The organism is Enterobacter cloacae complex sp. 677-3DZ2D5B, from assembly GCF_004136695.1.
GTDB lineage: Bacteria > Pseudomonadota > Gammaproteobacteria > Enterobacterales > Enterobacteriaceae > Enterobacter > Enterobacter hormaechei_C.
In genome coordinates this window covers 13737-30435 of sequence record NZ_QFLS01000008.1, presented here as the reverse complement: position 1 = coordinate 30435, position 16699 = coordinate 13737, and the positions used below count along the sequence as shown (strand labels likewise).

Annotated in this window: 14 protein-coding genes and 1 tRNA gene; 8 read left to right on the top strand and 7 right to left on the bottom strand. The window is 54.1% G+C overall.

What is annotated here, in order from left to right:
• Positions 1-13 precede the first annotated feature (13 nt).
• From yagF to DD597_RS12705, 3 genes are all read left to right on the top strand, one after another.
• Positions 14-1981, top strand: a complete 1968-nt coding sequence (gene yagF / locus DD597_RS12715; RefSeq protein ID WP_129256264.1) for a xylonate dehydratase YagF — start codon at positions 14-16, stop codon at positions 1979-1981.
• A 226-nt stretch (positions 1982-2207) separates the two neighbouring features.
• Complete coding sequence (locus DD597_RS12710) at positions 2208-3590, top strand: MFS transporter (RefSeq protein WP_047054596.1); 1383 nt, start codon at positions 2208-2210, stop codon at positions 3588-3590.
• Between the two features lie 11 nt (positions 3591-3601).
• On the top strand, positions 3602-5212 hold the full coding sequence (locus DD597_RS12705) for a glycoside hydrolase family 43 protein (protein ID WP_129256263.1): 1611 nt from the start codon (positions 3602-3604) through the stop codon (positions 5210-5212).
• A 4-nt stretch (positions 5213-5216) separates the two neighbouring features.
• Here DD597_RS12705 and xynR read toward each other — a convergent pair whose 3' ends face one another.
• From xynR to DD597_RS25030, 4 genes are all read right to left on the bottom strand, one after another.
• Positions 5217-5975, bottom strand: a complete 759-nt coding sequence (gene xynR / locus DD597_RS12700) for a DNA-binding transcriptional repressor XynR (RefSeq protein ID WP_129256262.1) — start codon at positions 5973-5975, stop codon at positions 5217-5219.
• A 199-nt stretch (positions 5976-6174) separates the two neighbouring features.
• Positions 6175-6873 carry a DUF3828 domain-containing protein gene (locus DD597_RS25330; RefSeq protein ID WP_306768271.1) on the bottom strand — a complete coding sequence of 233 codons (699 nt, stop codon included), beginning with the start codon at positions 6871-6873 and terminating at the stop codon, positions 6175-6177.
• Positions 6874-7268: 395 nt separating this feature from the next.
• Complete coding sequence (argF, locus tag DD597_RS12685) at positions 7269-8273, bottom strand: ornithine carbamoyltransferase (protein WP_063868775.1); 1005 nt, start codon at positions 8271-8273, stop codon at positions 7269-7271.
• Positions 8243-8338: a hypothetical protein gene (locus tag DD597_RS25030; protein WP_214599523.1), complete on the bottom strand. Its 96-nt coding sequence runs from the start codon at positions 8336-8338 to the stop codon at positions 8243-8245. Before DD597_RS25030 ends, argF begins: the two co-directional genes overlap by 31 nt.
• A gap of 99 nt (positions 8339-8437) precedes the next feature.
• Between DD597_RS25030 and rraB the strand changes: the two genes are divergently transcribed.
• The 5 genes from rraB (at position 8438) to DD597_RS12660 (ending at position 12064) form a co-directional block, all read left to right on the top strand.
• A complete protein-coding gene (rraB, locus tag DD597_RS12680) occupies positions 8438-8863 on the top strand; it encodes a ribonuclease E inhibitor RraB (protein ID WP_003862940.1) in 426 nt (141 codons plus the stop codon).
• Positions 8864-8909: 46 nt separating this feature from the next.
• Entirely contained in the window at positions 8910-9668 is a 759-nt protein-coding gene (gene miaE, locus DD597_RS12675; RefSeq protein ID WP_112017669.1) for a tRNA isopentenyl-2-thiomethyl-A-37 hydroxylase MiaE, read from the top strand.
• 30 nt (positions 9669-9698) lie between these two features.
• Complete coding sequence (locus DD597_RS12670) at positions 9699-10421, top strand: topoisomerase II (RefSeq protein ID WP_129256260.1); 723 nt, start codon at positions 9699-9701, stop codon at positions 10419-10421.
• A gap of 106 nt (positions 10422-10527) precedes the next feature.
• A tRNA-Leu gene (locus DD597_RS12665) sits at positions 10528-10612 on the top strand.
• A 198-nt stretch (positions 10613-10810) separates the two neighbouring features.
• Positions 10811-12064: an integrase arm-type DNA-binding domain-containing protein gene (locus tag DD597_RS12660; protein ID WP_129256259.1), complete on the top strand. Its 1254-nt coding sequence runs from the start codon at positions 10811-10813 to the stop codon at positions 12062-12064.
• Between the two features lie 462 nt (positions 12065-12526).
• On the opposite strand, the gene DD597_RS12655 is transcribed toward DD597_RS12660, so the two are convergent.
• Genes DD597_RS12655 through DD597_RS12645 form a run of 3 tightly spaced genes read right to left on the bottom strand, consistent with a single transcriptional unit; the run spans position 12527 to position 16625 of the window.
• Positions 12527-14134 carry a type I restriction-modification system subunit M gene (locus DD597_RS12655; protein WP_129256258.1) on the bottom strand — a complete coding sequence of 536 codons (1608 nt, stop codon included), beginning with the start codon at positions 14132-14134 and terminating at the stop codon, positions 12527-12529.
• A complete protein-coding gene (locus DD597_RS12650; RefSeq protein WP_129256257.1) occupies positions 14131-15381 on the bottom strand; it encodes an AAA family ATPase in 1251 nt (416 codons plus the stop codon). Before DD597_RS12650 ends, DD597_RS12655 begins: the two co-directional genes overlap by 4 nt.
• A complete protein-coding gene (locus tag DD597_RS12645; protein ID WP_129256256.1) occupies positions 15378-16625 on the bottom strand; it encodes a restriction endonuclease subunit S in 1248 nt (415 codons plus the stop codon). The genes DD597_RS12650 and DD597_RS12645 overlap by 4 nt, the downstream gene beginning before the upstream one ends.
• Positions 16626-16699: the final 74 nt, after the last annotated feature.

The window sequence follows — 16699 nt, the reverse complement described above, 5'->3', positions numbered from 1 at the left end:
CCGGACGATAACCATGACCATCGAGAAGATTTTCACCCCGCAGGACGAGGCGTTTTATGCCGTCATCACCCACGCGGCGGGGCCGCAGGGCGCGCTGCCGCTGACCCCGCAGATGCTGATGGAATCCCCCAGCGGCAACCTGTTCGGCATGACGCAGAACGCCGGGATGGGCTGGGATGCCAACAAGCTGACCGGCAAAGAGGTGCTGATCATCGGCACCCAGGGCGGCATCCGCGCCGGGGACGGACGCCCGGTTGCGCTGGGCTACCACACCGGCCACTGGGAGATCGGCATGCAGATGCAGGCGGCGGCGAAGGAGATCACCCGCAACGGCGGGATCCCGTTTGCGGCCTTCGTCAGCGATCCGTGCGACGGTCGCTCGCAGGGCACGCACGGTATGTTCGACTCCCTGCCGTACCGCAACGACGCGGCGATCGTGTTTCGCCGTCTGATCCGCTCTCTGCCCACGCGGCGGGCGGTGATCGGCGTCGCGACCTGTGATAAAGGGCTGCCCGCCACCATGATTGCCCTGGCCTCGATGCACGACCTGCCGACCATTCTGGTGCCGGGCGGGGCGACGCTGCCGCCAACCGTGGGGGAAGACGCGGGCAAGGTGCAGACTATCGGCGCGCGCTTTGCCAACCATGAACTCTCCCTGCAGGAGGCCGCTGAGCTGGGCTGTCGCGCCTGCGCCTCGCCGGGCGGCGGGTGTCAGTTTCTCGGCACGGCGGGCACCTCGCAGGTGGTGGCCGAAGCGCTGGGGCTGGCGCTGCCGCACTCCGCGCTGGCCCCGTCCGGACAGGCGGTGTGGCTGGAGATCGCCCGCCAGTCTGCGCGGGCGGTGAGCGAGCTGGATAACCGCGGCATCACCACGCGCGATATCCTCACCGATAAAGCCATCGAAAACGCCATGGTGATCCACGCGGCGTTCGGCGGCTCGACCAATTTACTGTTGCACATTCCGGCCATCGCCCACGCGGCGGGCTGCACGATCCCGGACGTAGAGCACTGGACGCGCGTCAACCGCAGGGTGCCGCGCCTGGTGAGCGTGCTGCCCAACGGCCCGGACTATCACCCGACCGTGCGCGCCTTCCTCGCGGGTGGCGTGCCGGAGGTGATGCTCCACCTGCGCGATCTTGGCCTGCTGCATCTGGACGCCATGACCGTCACCGGCCAGACGGTGGGCGAAAACCTCGACTGGTGGCAGACGTCCGAACGCCGGGCGCGCTTCCGCCAGTGCCTGCGCGAGCAGGATGGCGTGGATCCGGATGACGTGATCCTGCCGCCTGAGAAGGCAAAAGCGAAAGGGCTGACCTCAACGGTTTGCTTCCCGACGGGCAACATCGCGCCGGAAGGCTCGGTGATCAAGGCCACGGCGATCGACCCGTCGGTCGTCGGTGAAGATGGCGTTTACCGCCACACCGGTCGGGCGCGGGTGTTTGTCTCGGAAGCGCAGGCGATCAAGGCCATCAAGCGGGAAGAGATCAAGCAGGGCGATATCATGGTGGTGATCGGCGGCGGGCCGTCCGGCACCGGCATGGAAGAGACCTACCAGCTTACCTCCGCGCTGAAGCATATCTCGTGGGGCAAGACGGTGTCGCTCATCACCGATGCGCGCTTCTCGGGCGTGTCGACGGGCGCCTGCTTCGGCCACGTGTCGCCGGAGGCGCTGGCGGGCGGGCCGATTGGCAAGCTGCGCGATAACGACATCATCGAGATAGCCGTCGACAGGCTGACATTAACGGGCAGCGTGAACTTTATCGGCACCGCGGATAACCCGCTGACGCCTGAGGAGGGGGCACGCGAGCTGGCAATGCGGCAGACGCACCCGAACCTGCACGCCCACGACTTTTTGCCGGACGACACCCGGCTGTGGGCGGCATTGCAGTCCGTGAGCGGCGGCACCTGGAAAGGCTGTATTTATGACACCGATAAAATCATTGAGGTAATTAACGCCGGTAAAAAAGCGCTCGGTATTTAATTATTTTGTGAGATAAATCCGTCTGCGGAAAATAATCCGCGGACGGCTTTTTTGTATCTGTAATTTATTAATTTAAACAATAAGTTGCGATATATCGCTGGCGTCACAAAAGCGAAATAACGTAATTCAGAAATAAGATATGACCATTGCTGGTTAATTGAACAGCTCATTACACTCCATTAACACGATGTTGTAATTCAGCACACTACATAAGGGTGTAATTCTGATGACGCAATTAACCATGAAAGACAAAATTGGCTACGGGTTAGGTGACACCGCCTGCGGCTTCGTCTGGCAGGCCACGATGTTCCTGCTGGCCTACTTCTACACCGACGTCTTCGGCCTGTCGGCGGGCATTATGGGGACGCTGTTTTTAATCTCCCGCGTGCTCGATGCCGTGACCGACCCGCTGATGGGGCTGCTGGTGGACCGCACCCGCACGCGTCACGGCCAGTTCCGCCCGTTCCTGCTGTGGGGCGCCATCCCGTTTGGCATCGTCTGCGTGCTGACCTTCTACACGCCGGACTTCTCCGCGCAGGGCAAAATCATCTACGCCTGCGTGACCTACATTCTCCTGACCCTGGTCTACACCTTCGTTAACGTGCCGTACTGTGCCATGCCGGGCGTCATTACCGCCGACCCGAAAGAGCGTCACGCCCTGCAGTCGTGGCGTTTCTTCCTGGCGGCGGCGGGATCGCTCGCCATCAGCGGCATCGCGCTGCCGCTGGTGAGCATCATCGGCAAGGGGAACGAGCAGGTGGGCTATTTCGGTGCCATGTGCGTGCTGGGCCTGACCGGCGTGGTGCTGCTCTACGTCTGCTTCTTCACCACCAAAGAGCGCTACACCTTTGAAGTGCAGCCGGGCTCGTCGGTGGCGAAAGACCTCAAGCTGCTGCTGGGCAACGGCCAGTGGCGGATCATGTGCGCGTTCAAGATGATGGCGACCTGCTCCAACGTGGTGCGCGGCGGGGCGACGCTCTACTTCGTGAAATACGTGATGGATCACCCGGAGATGGCGACCCAGTTCTTACTCTACGGCAGCCTCGCCACCATGTTTGGCTCGCTCTGCTCCTCCCGACTGCTGGGCCGCTTCGATCGCGTCACCGCCTTCAAGTGGATCATCGTCGCCTACTCGCTGATCAGCCTGCTGATTTTCGTCACCCCGGCGGAGCACATCGCGCTGATTTTCGCCCTTAACATCCTGTTCCTGTTCGTCTTTAACACCACCACGCCGCTGCAGTGGCTTATGGCCTCTGACGTGGTGGACTACGAGGAGAGCCGCAGCGGGCGCCGCCTCGACGGGCTGGTGTTCTCCACCTACCTGTTCAGCCTGAAGATTGGCCTGGCGATTGGCGGGGCGGTGGTGGGCTGGATCCTCGCGTATGTGAACTACTCCGCCAGCAGCAGCGTGCAGCCGGTAGAGGTGCTGACCACCATCAAAATTCTGTTCTGCGTGGTGCCGGTGGTGCTCTACGCGGGCATGTTCATCATGCTGTCGTTCTACAAGCTCACCGACGCCCGCGTGGAGGCCATCAGCCAGCAGCTGATCAAGCACCGCGCGGCGCAGGGCGAGGCCGTTCCCGACGCCGCGACAGCCGCATCCCATTAACCGGAGGCACTATGCAAATCACTAACCCCATTCTGACCGGCTTCAACCCGGACCCGTCCCTCTGCCGCCAGGGCGAGGACTACTACATCGCCACTTCGACCTTCGAGTGGTTCCCGGGCGTGCGCATCTACCACTCCCGTGACCTGAAAAACTGGTCGCTGGTCAGCACGCCGCTGGACCGCGTGTCGATGCTGGACATGAAGGGCAACCCAGACTCCGGCGGCATCTGGGCGCCGTGCCTCAGCTACGCCGACGGCACATTCTGGCTGCTCTACACCGACGTGAAGATTGTCGACTCGCCGTGGAAAAATGGCCGCAACTTCCTGGTTACCGCGCCCTCCATCGAAGGGCCATGGAGCGAACGGATCCCGATGGGCAACGGCGGGTTTGATCCGTCCCTGTTCCACGACGACGATGGCCGCAAATATTACCTGTATCGCCCGTGGGGGCCGCGCCACCACAGCAACCCGCACAACACGATCGTGATGCAGGCGTTTGACCCGCAGACCGGCACGCTCTCGCCCGAGCGTAAAACCCTGTTTACCGGCACGCCGCTCTGCTACACCGAGGGGGCGCATCTTTATCGCCACGCGGGCTGTTACTACCTGATGGTTGCCGAGGGCGGCACCAGCTACGAGCACGCGGTCGTGGTACTGCGTTCCAAAAACATCGACGGGCCGTACGAGCTGCACCCGGACGTGACGATGATGACCAGCTGGCACCTGCCGGAGAACCCGCTACAGAAGAGCGGCCACGGCTCGCTGCTGCAGACCCACACCGGGGAGTGGTACATGGCCTACCTCACCAGCCGCCCGCTGCGCCTGCCCGGCGTGCCGCTGCTGGCCTCCGGCGGACGCGGCTACTGCCCGCTGGGCCGCGAGACCGGCATCGCCCGCATTGAATGGCGCGACGGCTGGCCGTACGTGGAAGGCGGCAAGCACGCGCAGCTGACCGTGAAAGGCCCGCAGATGGCGGAACAGCCTGTATCCATTCAAGGCAACTGGCGGGAGGACTTTGACGGCAGCACGCTTGACCCTGAATTGCAGACTCTGCGCATTCCGTTCGACGACACCCTCGGCTCGCTCACCGCGCGCCCCGGCTATTTACGGTTGTACGGCAACGACTCGCTCAACTCGACCTTTACACAGTCGACCGTGGCGCGCCGCTGGCAGCACTTCACCTTCCGGGCGGAGACGCGGATGCAGTTCTCGCCGGTTCACTTCCAGCAGAGCGCGGGGCTGACCTGCTACTACAACAGCAAAAACTGGAGCTACTGCTTTGTGGATTACGAGGAGGGGCAGGGCAGAACGATTAAGGTGATCCGGCTTGACCACAACGTGCCGTCATGGCCGCTGCACGAGCAGCCGATTCCCGTGCCGGAGAGTGCGGAGAGCGTATGGCTCCGGGTGGATGTGGATAGGCTGGTCTACCGCTACAGCTACTCGTTCGACGGCGAGACGTGGCACACCGTGCCGGTGACGTATGAGGCGTGGAAGCTGTCGGATGACTATATCGGCGGGCGCGGCTTCTTTACCGGTGCGTTTGTGGGGCTGCACTGCGAGGACATCAGCGGTGACGGCTGTCACGCGGACTTCGACTACTTCACCTACGAGCCGGTTTAACGGCTCAGGCCGGGTAGCCCAGCGCGCGTGACAGCGCGAGCCCGGCCTGCTGAAGCTGCTCGCGGAAATTAGCCAGCTCTGCATCGTCCACGCGCGAGGTCAGCGTCGACAGGCTCAGGGCGGCAATCACGCGGGATTCATGGTTCCACACCGGCACCGCCACGCAGCGCACGCCCTGCTCGTTCTCTTCGCTATCCAGGGCATAGCCCTGCTCGCGGGTCTGCGTCAGGGCGGCCATTAATGCTTCGCGAGAGGCGAGGGTGGAAGGGGTGTAGGTGGTGTAGTGATAGCCCTCCAGCAGGGCGTTCAGCTCGGCCTCGCCCAGCCAGGCAATCAACACCTTGCCGATGGCGGTGGCGTGAACCGGCAGGCGGCGGCCGATGCGCGAATAGGCGATGGCGGCCAGCTTGCCTTCAATCTTCTCGATATAGACCCCTTCACTCCCGTCCAGGATCCCCAGATGGGTGGTCTGCCCGGTCCGCTGAGACAGCTCCGTCAGCCAGCCCTTCGCCTTCTGGCGAATATCGATGGAGCCCACGACAAAATGGCCGCGCTCGACCAGCTTCATGCCGAGGCGATATTTGCCGTTCTCCGGGTTCTGATCGATATAGCCGTGAAGCTGCAGAGTTTTCAGCAGCGAGTGGAGGGTACTCTTGCTCAGCCCCATCAGTTTGCTGATGTCGGTGATCTTAAGCTCGGTGGCCTGCTCGTTGAACAGGTCGAGGATCTGCAACGCACGTTCAACAGACTGAATAATCGGCATAATGCTGGTATGTCCACGCTGGAATTAAGGCGAAAACGTACCTTTTTCGGGGTGAAAAATCAATGAAATGGAGCTGGCCTGATTCGCCCGGCGGCGCTTCGCTTGCACGGGCCTACGGGTTGTGTAGGCCGGGTAAGCGCAGCGCCACCCGGCAAAAAGAGCGCGCAGTATCAATATTTTTGCCGGTACGTCGTTTGGCTCAGTTCGGTATAGTCAGGTTTCTTGAAAATTCAACAGCAGAAACTGACTGTACCTTCCATAAGTTGTCTTCTTTAACCATGCAGTCTATGACTATGTGGTCCTTCTTTTTACCGAATGCAATGTATACGTTGACACAGACTGGATCGGTATCCCCGGCTATGGCTGTTACATTCTGCGGCCAGTCATCGCCGATGTATTGCGCTTTTAAAAATATATCGGCCTCGTAAAACTCTTCGTCTGCATAGCGAGGATCCTGCGCGTGACGGAGTTTTTTCATTGTTGATGCTGTGACATATTTATCTATTTCGTTTCCATCAGTAATGGGAAATACGTCTTTGTTGATTTGATTTACGTACCAGCTGTTAAATTTTACAGCACGCTCAATCGGGTCAGAATGGCCGGCCATAGCAGAGAAAGAAAACAGGCAGCAAAGAAGTAAGGTGCTTTTCATATCAGTAGTGCCTGTAAAAGGTGATTTTTGGCTGTATCTTCCGATATCTCTGGCCGGGATAAAGACTATTCTGTTTAAAATCTGAATACCAGGTACCTGAACCGTCATAGATGCATGCATGCCCGTTCTGATGCGCACCAGGCAATGCGTCAATGACTGCAACATCACCCTCAATGAGGGTGCCGTACACCTTGCTGAATCCTGCTTTCTCAAGAGAGCGCCAGAAGTTTTTTGCATCAGCGCCATTAATTTCTAATCCTCCGGCGCGGATAGCCGCGGCTACGGCGCGAGCGCAGTAACCCGTGCTGTAATGGTGCGCGTGGCTACGGGCGTATGACACAGCTTCATGCTTATTCCATGACATAAATAATCCTTATTAACGAAATGCAGCAATAAGGAAATATTACGCCGATAATATACGGTCTTTTGTAATTGATAATGACCTGATATTAACCATTATCTACTCAGTAAATAATGGTCAATAAAAAAATAAATATCTATTATGGTTCATGCCTATCTGAGAAAGCGTCAGTAAAATGAATTTTTCTGCCCGACGATAACGCTGTTGTCGTTTTTAGTGTTTTCTCCCTCTCCCCGTGGGAGAGGGCCGGGGTGAGGGCACCAGACCGCAGAGGAGTCAATCACTCCCCAAGCGTCGCCACCATCACCGCCTTAATCGTATGCATTCGGTTTTCCGCCTGGTCGAACACAATGCTCGCCGCCGACTCAAACACCTCGTCCGTCACCTCCATCCCGCCGTGCAGGTCGAACTCCTTCGCCATCTGCTTGCCGAGCGTGGTCTGGTCGTCATGGAACGCCGGCAGACAGTGCAGGAACTTCACGTTCGGGTTGCCGGTGAGCGCCATCATCTGCGCGTTCACCTGATACCCCCGCAGCAGCGCAATCCGCTCCGCCCACTTCTCTTTGGCTTCGCCCATCGACACCCAGACGTCGGTATAGATAAAGTCTGCGCCCTTCACGCCCGCCGCCACGTCTTCCGTCAGGGTGATTTTCCCGCCGTGCTTTTCCGCCAGCGCGCTGCACTCTGCCACCAGGCTCTCTTCCGGCCAGCAGGCTTTCGGGGCCACCAGGCGCAGATCCAGCCCGGTCAGCGCCGCCGCTTCCAGCATCGAGTTACCCATGTTGTTGCGCGCGTCGCCCGCATAGACCAGCGTCATCTCGTTAAACGCCTTGCCCGGAAGGTGCTCCTGCATGGTCAGCAGGTCCGCCAGCAGCTGCGTCGGGTGGAACTCGTTGGTCAGCCCGTTCCACACCGGCACGCCCGCATACTGCGCCAGCGTTTCGACCACTTCCTGGCCGTGGCCGCGATACTGAATGCCGTCGTACATCCGCCCGAGCACGCGCGCGGTGTCCTTAATTGACTCTTTATGCCCAATCTGGCTGCCGCTCGGCCCTAAATAGGTAACGCGCGCACCCTGGTCAAATGCGGCAACTTCGAAAGAGCAACGGGTACGGGTCGAGTCTTTTTCGAAGATGAGCGCGATGTTTTTACCGGTAAGTTTCTGTACTTCCTTTCCATTTTTCTTATCGGCTTTGAGCTGTGCGGCAAGGGTCAGCAGAGAAGTGAACTGTGCAGGGGTAAAGTCGAGCAATTTCAGAAAGTGTTTCTTGTACAGAACAGACATTTTATCCTCACATGGCGAACGCCACTTATTGAATTAAAATTCACTTTATATGTGTAATTATTCATTTGCAACCCCGTTTCACAAATCTTTCCAACAAAGGTGGAGGCAAACCCGTCCGTGTGTGAAAATAGAAGTATCTGCCGCACTTTAAAGAGGATTGAGCCATGGCAAACCCGGAATTACTGGAAGAGCAACGCGAAGAGACGCGTCTGATTATTGAAGAGCTGCTGGAAGACGGTAGCGATCCGGACGCGCTGTACACCATCGAGCACCATTTCTCTGCGGATGATTTCGACGCGCTGGAAAAAATGGCCGTGGAAGCCTTTAAGCTGGGTTACGAAGTGACCGAGCCGGAAGAGCTGGAAGTGGAAGAGGGCGACACCGTCATCTGCTGCGACATCCTGAGCGAAGGCGCGCTGAAGGCGGAACTGATCGACGCGCAGGTAGAACAGCTGATGAACCTGGCCGAGAAGTTTGAGGTGGAGTACGACGGCTGGGGAACCTACTTCGAAGATCCGAACGGTGAAGACGGCGAAGAAGGCGACGACGAAGATTACGTCGACGAAGACGACGACGGCGTGCGTCACTAAGCGTTTCAGGCGGTGGCGCGCGCCACCGCTTTTTCAAGGCAGAACCATGGATTACCCGCAGATACTCGCCCCCGTACTCAACTTCCTCCAGTGCCCGACCCCGCAAGCATGGATTGATAAAGCCCGCGACCCGGCGAACCTGCCGCTGCTGCTCACCGACCACATGGTGTGCGAGCTCAAGGCCGCCCAGACCGCGCTGCTGCTGGTACGTAAATACGTCGCCGACGAAAGCGGTGCCGACGCGCTGCTCGAGTGGCTCAAACCCTACGAACAGTTCACCTTCCGCGACGGCCCGGAGCCGGACTTCATCGCCCTGCACAGGCAGATTGGCAAAAGCGTGATGCCCAAAACCGACGACCCGTGGGGCCAGGCGCTCATCGACAGCATGGTGCTGCTGATTAAAGAGGAGCTGCACCACTTCTGGCAGGTGCGCGAGGCGATGCTGGCGCGCGACATTCCGTACGTCAAAATCACCGCCAGCCGCTACGCCAAAGGGATGCTGAAGGACGTGCGCACCCACGAACCGCTGACGCTGATCGACAAGCTCATCTGCGGCGCCTACATCGAAGCCCGCTCCTGCGAACGCTTCGCCGCGCTGGCCCCGTTCCTCGACGACGACCTACAGAAGTTCTATCTCTCGCTGCTGCGCTCGGAAGCGCGCCACTATCAGGACTACCTGACGCTGGCCCAGCAGGTAAGCGACGACGATATCTCACCGCGCATACAGCATTTTGGCGAAATTGAAGCCACACTTATCTCGACACCGGACAACGAGTTTCGCTTCCACAGCGGCGTGCCGGTGTAAACCGGCATAACTCAAGGATAAGGATGCGAGATGAATAAAACGTGGACCCGTATTGTGATTGTCGTCATTGCGGCTGCCGCCGTGGCGTTCTGGGTGTTTTTCGACAGGCAGCGCGCCCCTGAACGGCAGATGGATTCCGCACTCAACGCGATGCCCGCCTGGCAGGTGATTAAGGAGCAGGAGCCCGCGCTGCATCAGCGCATCCTCGACCAGATGGCCGCCCTGCAAAACGCGGGCGAGCCGGAGCAGCAGATTATCGACACCATCCAGCCGCAGATCCTGCATCTGCAGATGACGCGCCTGCAAAACGCCCCGGACGCCAACGTGGTGAACTACATGACCATCAACATGGAGCAGACCGCCGCCATCCAGAAGGTGAGCGACGACGCCTGTTTCCGCTTCCTCTACCCGATGGTGAAGGGCGGCATCAACCCGATGCGCATGCTGGATAAAGACCTGATGGCGCGGCGCATGCAGGCCGACGCCGACATGATGCGCGCGGCCTATGGCAAAAACCGCCACACCGTGACCCCCGCCGAACGCGAGGCGGCTGTCGAAGATGTGCGACCGATTATGAAGCAACTTGCCGATAAGTACGGCGAGGACATCCAGCTGCTGCAGATGCCGGAGAAGGCGGCGGGCAAAGAGAAGCTCTCTTGCGATATGGTGCAGGAGATGTGGGCGAAGGTGCTGGTGCTGCCGGAGCAGAAGGCGGCGAGGGTGATTCGGCTGGCGGTGTCTGAGCTGGACTGACGAAGGGCGCTGGTTTTTTGGGCACTTAGCGCGGGTTTAGCGCGTCGTCGCTTGCATGGCGGCGCGCGACAGGTATAATCCACAACGTTTCCGCATCCCCTTCAGTGCCGAAGTGGCGAAATCGGTAGACGCAGTTGATTCAAAATCAACCGTAGAAATACGTGCCGGTTCGAGTCCGGCCTTCGGCACCATCGGAACATCAATAGACGTCAACAGACGTCTTTTTTTGTGCCTGAAATCCAGTATCCGCAAGGGTTTCCTCGCTTTTTCACTCAATCTAAGTCAACCTGATTCAATCTACATCAACTTACTGATGAGGGTACAACTGTGGGTATATCCCGGTTCGATAATGTTTGTACCCACACAGAACCCTTGAAAGGATATTCATTATGGCTCTAAGTGATGTGAAGGTTCGTTCGGCTAAGCCTGAAGCAAAAGCCTATAAACTGACTGACGGCGACGGTATGGTTTTGCTGGTTCACCCTAACGGCTCCAAATACTGGCGGCTACGTTATCGCTTCGGTGGTAAAGAGAAGATGCTGGCGCTAGGGAAATACCCTGAGGTTTCGCTGGCGTATGCCAGGGCTCGTCGAGATGAAGCCCGTAAGCTGTTAGCTAATGGTGTCGATCCAAGTGAGAACAAGAAAGCCGTTAAAGTAGAGCAGGAAGAAGAGGCGATAACGTTTGAAGTGGTCGCAAGAGACTGGCATGCCAGCAATCAGAAATGGTCGGCATCGCATAGCGCTCGTGTGTTGAAAAGCCTCGAAGATAATCTCTTCGCTACCCTAGGTAAGCGAAACATTTCTGAACTGAAGACACGAGATTTGCTTGTACCCATTAAGGCTGTGGAATCATCCGGACGACTCGAAGTTGCCGCCCGTTTACAGCAGCGTACTACCTCGATTATGCGCTTTGCCGTTCAGAGTGGCTTAATCGACTACAATCCCGCGCAAGAGATTGCAGGTGCGGTTGCTACGGCTAAAAGACAACACCGTGCAGCTCTTGAACTGAATCGCATACCTGAATTACTTCATCGCATTGATCACTATTCTGGCAGGCCCTTAACTCGACTGGCGGTTGAACTCACATTGTTGGTTTTCATCCGTTCAAGCGAGCTGCGTTTTGCTCGCTGGTCAGAAGTTGATTTTGATACTGCCATGTGGACGATTCCAGGTGAGCGTGAACCGCTGGAAGGCGTTAAACATTCGCAGCGTGGTTCAAAGATGCGGACTCCCCATCTTGTTCCTTTGTCGCGGCAGGCTCTGGCTATTTTGGGAAAGATCAAAAGCATGAATGGGAATCGAGAGCTGATCTTCGTTGGCGATCACGATCCGCGTAAACCCATGAGTGAGAACACGGTGAACAAGGCTTTACGAGTGATGGGCTATGACACTAAAACGGAAGTGTGTGGGCATGGTTTCAGGACGATGGCTTGTAGCTCCCTGATTGAATCAGGTTTGTGGTCGAGAGATGCTGTGGAGAGGCAGATGAGTCACCAGGAGCGTAACACTGTGCGTGCGGCTTATATCCATAAGGCGGAGCATATGGGGGAGCGTAGGTTGATGCTGCAGTGGTGGGCTGATTATCTGGATGCCAATCGGGAGAAGGGAGTTAGTCCGTTTGATTTTGCTAAATTGAATTGAGATTGGCTTTCATATTGTTAGGGGACATTTGGTATGCATTTTTGCCCGATTGTTCTCTAGATTACAAACGTATTTGATTCAATATTAATCGTTGTCCCTGATATCTTTAGTACCCTAAATCAACGCAGATGTGTGCCTGAGCATGGCTGTCGAATTCGCCATACCTCGAAACGGCAACAAAAAGTCATACACTGAGATAACATCTTATGAGCTAACATTTGCCAACTACTAACTGTCTCGTAAGGGCTATAAAAATAAAAACCGAGCAAGCAGGAACATCTCGTAGGAAATTGCATTGTGAGAAGCACCACTTGGTGACATAAATTGCTCTTGAGAGATTTGAGCGGAGCCTGCTACCAGGCTCCGCTTATCCGAAAGTATAGGTAGTATGTGACTAAAAAACCGATTTTAGGACGTTCCGGCTATGTAGCGCCATAGATATTACACTATACCCGACTGTGATTACGGCAATAAGGGCAGACCCAGTTCTGCCAGGTACTGGTTATGCGTCTCCTTAATTGAAATGATCTTACCTTCGACGGCTAACAGGTCTGCATGTGAAGCGGTAAGATCTATTTCCTTCTCATCCTCAGCAGTACTAATATAACGTGATACGTTCAAGTTGAACTCATGCTTCTCGATCTCTTCCATATCTACACGCCGCGAGTAACGTGGCTCTTCCTTACGGAATTGATAAGTGGCGATGATCTTGTCGATATGCTCATCTAATAGCTGGTTCTGACGCTTCCCTGGAGAGAAGTGCTCAGCTGCATTGATAAATAATACATCGTCAGGTTTCTTACACTTCTTTAACACCAGGATGCACACTGGAATACCGGTAGAGAAGAACAGATTAGCTGGTAATCCGATGACTGTGTCGATATGACCATCCTTAAGTAGCTTAGTGCGGATTCGCGCCTCGGCACCGCCACGGAACAATACGCCGTGAGGTAGGATAATCGCCATCACGCCGTCTTGTTTCAGGAAGTGGAATCCGTGCAGCAGAAAAGCGAAATCTGCCGCCGACTTGGGTGAAAGGCCGTGGTTTTTGAATCGTGTGTCCTCGCCCAGCGCTTCACTCGGATCCCATCGGTAGCTAAATGGTGGGTTTGCCACCACTGCATCAAACTTCGGCATTTTGCCCGGATTGGTCTCACGCAGAATGTCCCAGTCGTTAAGCAAAGTATCGCCGTGGAAAATCTCAAACTCCGAATCCTTCACACCGTGTAGTAGCATGTTCATGCGCGCAAGGTTGTAGGTGGTGATGTTTTTTTCCTGACCGAAAATTTTATTGATCCCATGCTGACCCATTCGATGGCGTACATTTAGCAACAAAGAGCCAGAGCCGCAGGCAAAATCAAATACACTATCAAGATGTGGGCGCTTGCCTGTGGCGGGTTCCTGCCCATCTAACGTGACGATTGCCGACAAAATGCTGGAAATTTGCTGAGGCGTGTAGAATTCACCAGCCTTCTTGCCTGAATCGGCTGCAAATTGGCCAATTAGATATTCATAGGCATCACCTAGGGTATCGCTGTCGGTGGAAAATTCGCGCAGTTCTTTAGCAATTTCGGCAATAACTTTGCACAACAGAGTATTACGCTCGATGTAGGTTTTGCCAAGTTTTTCTGAGGCTAGGTTAATTTCAGAAAATAATCCTCGGAATGTACTTGCGAAAGACTCTTCCTCAATATACTTAAATCCTTCCTGTAATGTGCTGAGTAATGTGGCATCTTGTATTCGTGCCATCTCAGCAATATTACCCCACAAGTAATCAGGTTTGATCACATAATGCACTTTACGGCGCATCTGTTGCTCAAACTCGGAGACATCTTCTAGGTTACTTTCGTACCAACGTTGCAATGGTGTGAAAGTTGAATCCTCATTTTGCTGTGGGTAGTCTGACCCTAGCTCTTTTTGTGCGGCAGCCTCGTAGTTGTCCGACAAATAACGCAGGAACAAGAAAGCCAGCATATAGTCGCGAAAGTCGTCCGCATTCATTGCACCACGTAGTTTATTCGCAATAGCCCAAAGGGTTTTACCAAGTTTTTGCTTTTCAAGATCTGTCATGTTATTTCCTGCTCTTTCTTTTCTAGAGCGACTTTTTGTGAAGAGATTTGCAGATTTCCATCAACTGATGCGCCTAAAATCTCCGGGAGAGCGAATTGAAATTCGGCTACAAAGTCTCTAAGAATTCGGCGAAACAATTCTTTTGTATCCTCACCCATTTGGGTTGGTTCATGTATGGCGTATTTACCATGGCTAAGGAGATTGAGTGCTCTATTATAGAGTATTCTGTCATCCTCATTATTAAGTGTCTTAAGACAAAAGGAGATATTAGAGTGGCCGAAAAAAGATGCTGTTTTCTCCATAATACTACGCATCGCATTGAAGTGAAAAGTGTAGAGAGTACCTGAAGTGTGGAAAGCTGCACGCTGTAGTTCAGCAAGAGACGCAACATGATGAAAAAAAGGCGTATCTTCTGTCGCACGCAATGTATATACTTCGCCGCCATTGGGACGGTGAAGGAAATAACGTTTGTGGGTCACTTTAGGCTCTCCCTCCTTTGATCTGCCAATCTCATTGCACATCACGTTGAAGAAAAGAGCGTGATGAGAAGAAAAGATAATCTTAATTGGGACAGACTCACCATTGCTGTTTTTCCTATTGGCAGCGCGGCGGAGAAGCTTGGCAAGATCGCAGGCAATCGCTACTGCGTTATTGTCGTCAAGAGAAGAAATAGGATCATCTATATAAAGGTATTTCACCCATTGGTAGGATTCATGCCCATCAAGCATACGTTCACAAATAGCCATGAAAAGACACCAGACAAAAATATTTTGTTCACCCCTAGATATCTTGATGTTTTCTTCGTCACCTTTTCGAAAAGCTACCTGCCAATTTCCATAATCAATATCAAAATCAAAGTCGGCGTAATGGCTGACAAAACCAGCTATTGCTTCATCTAAAGCAAGCTCATCCATTGCTTTGAAGAACTTGGATTTATTGTTAAGCTGCAGATAGCGTACACTATCGCCATCCAAATCGTTTTCCCACGTAAATAGATCTTCAGTAAACGCATTAAAATATAGAGTATCTGCTTTTCTCTCAGGATTTTTCTTGGATTTCCGTTTTCCGGCATTCTTGAATTCCATAGAGAGCCGAGTTTTTCCGGTCCGGTTATAAGCATATATGAGAATTATGGAAGCCGGGTTCTTGATTATATTTTTCTGAGAAACGGTTTCCTTTTGATTCAGATCATCACGTAACCGGGTCACTACATTACGAAGGCTTTTGTAGGTTCGAATGCCACTCATATACACACCTCAGCGAACTTAGGGAAGAGTTTTTGCATCAAGCCTTTCTTCCATGTCTTTAGAAGATAAACTTTGTGGCTTTGAGCCGCGATCAGGTCATCAACGGAAGATAAACAATCGGCGATTTTCTGTTGTTCTTCTTGATCTTTGTCTTGGGGAATGACACATGGAACCTTCTCAAGACTCTCTATAGAAAGTCCTGGTTGGGCTTGTCCAGTGGCATAAGTATTCAAATTTAGGAATTTTAGGCAATAATAAAGCCAATCTGTACTTACTCCAGGTTTAGGCATCGTTACGACTGCATGCTCGGTTGCATAAAAATTGCCATCAACAAGATTGACGTTCCCACATAAGGCACCCTGGCGGCCAATAAGTGAAAATCTTCCTGACCGATTAAACTTCTTGGCATAACCGCGTAGACCGTTACCACCATAGCAAGGGTAAAGACCATCTGAAAATTCTTCTGAAAGATCGGCTGCAGCGATGAATTTCCCGGCTTGCATATGGCAAAGGTCGCCAAGCAATACTTGTCGCCACTCAGGATCTTTCTGAAACTTAGGAAACCGCAACCGTGCTATGGATTCGCCTTTGCGAGGAAAAAGCTGCTGCATCAAGCCATTTTTGTGAGTGTTGAGTCTATCCAGTTTGAGGGATTCTTCTGTAATAAGTTCATCAAGGGAAGACAAGCAGTCAGCGATCTTTTGTTGCTCTGCAAGGGATAGAGAACCACTAGGTAACGGTACTGGTATCGCCCTTATATCATCATCGTTAACTTGTAGTGAGCCATGAGCGCGAGCACCGATTGCGATACGATTTCTCAGCCAATTTCCATGCAGATTATTAAAAAAAAGCGCATCCAAAAAAGCAGGAATAACTAGCTTTTTATTTACGCGAAAACACGTAAATATGCTGTTCGGAACAGCAGCCCGATCATCGCCGAGATAGCAGGCAATAAAACCTTGCGGATATGCTTTTGTAGCACTTTTATTGTATGCGAAGTCATTCTTCTGCAGGACTATATAGTTTTTCAGAGAATTACCTGCAATGGTGCGACCAAGTTTTTCTTCTTGGCTAATAAGGCCAACCCCAGATGTAATTGTATAAGGCGTGCAGATAGTAGTACCAGCCCTTTCAGTTACAAATTGAGATATTTCACCTAGTTCGATTGTGAACCATTCCCCCGCATTCCGAAATTCAGGAAATCTCAACTGTGGCACTAGTGAATATTTTTGGTTTCCAGTCATACTACTTCTTCCTGTAGTACCATAAATAGACAGCGTGCGTTTTCATCGACAAAATCGATAAGTGACCAGGAATC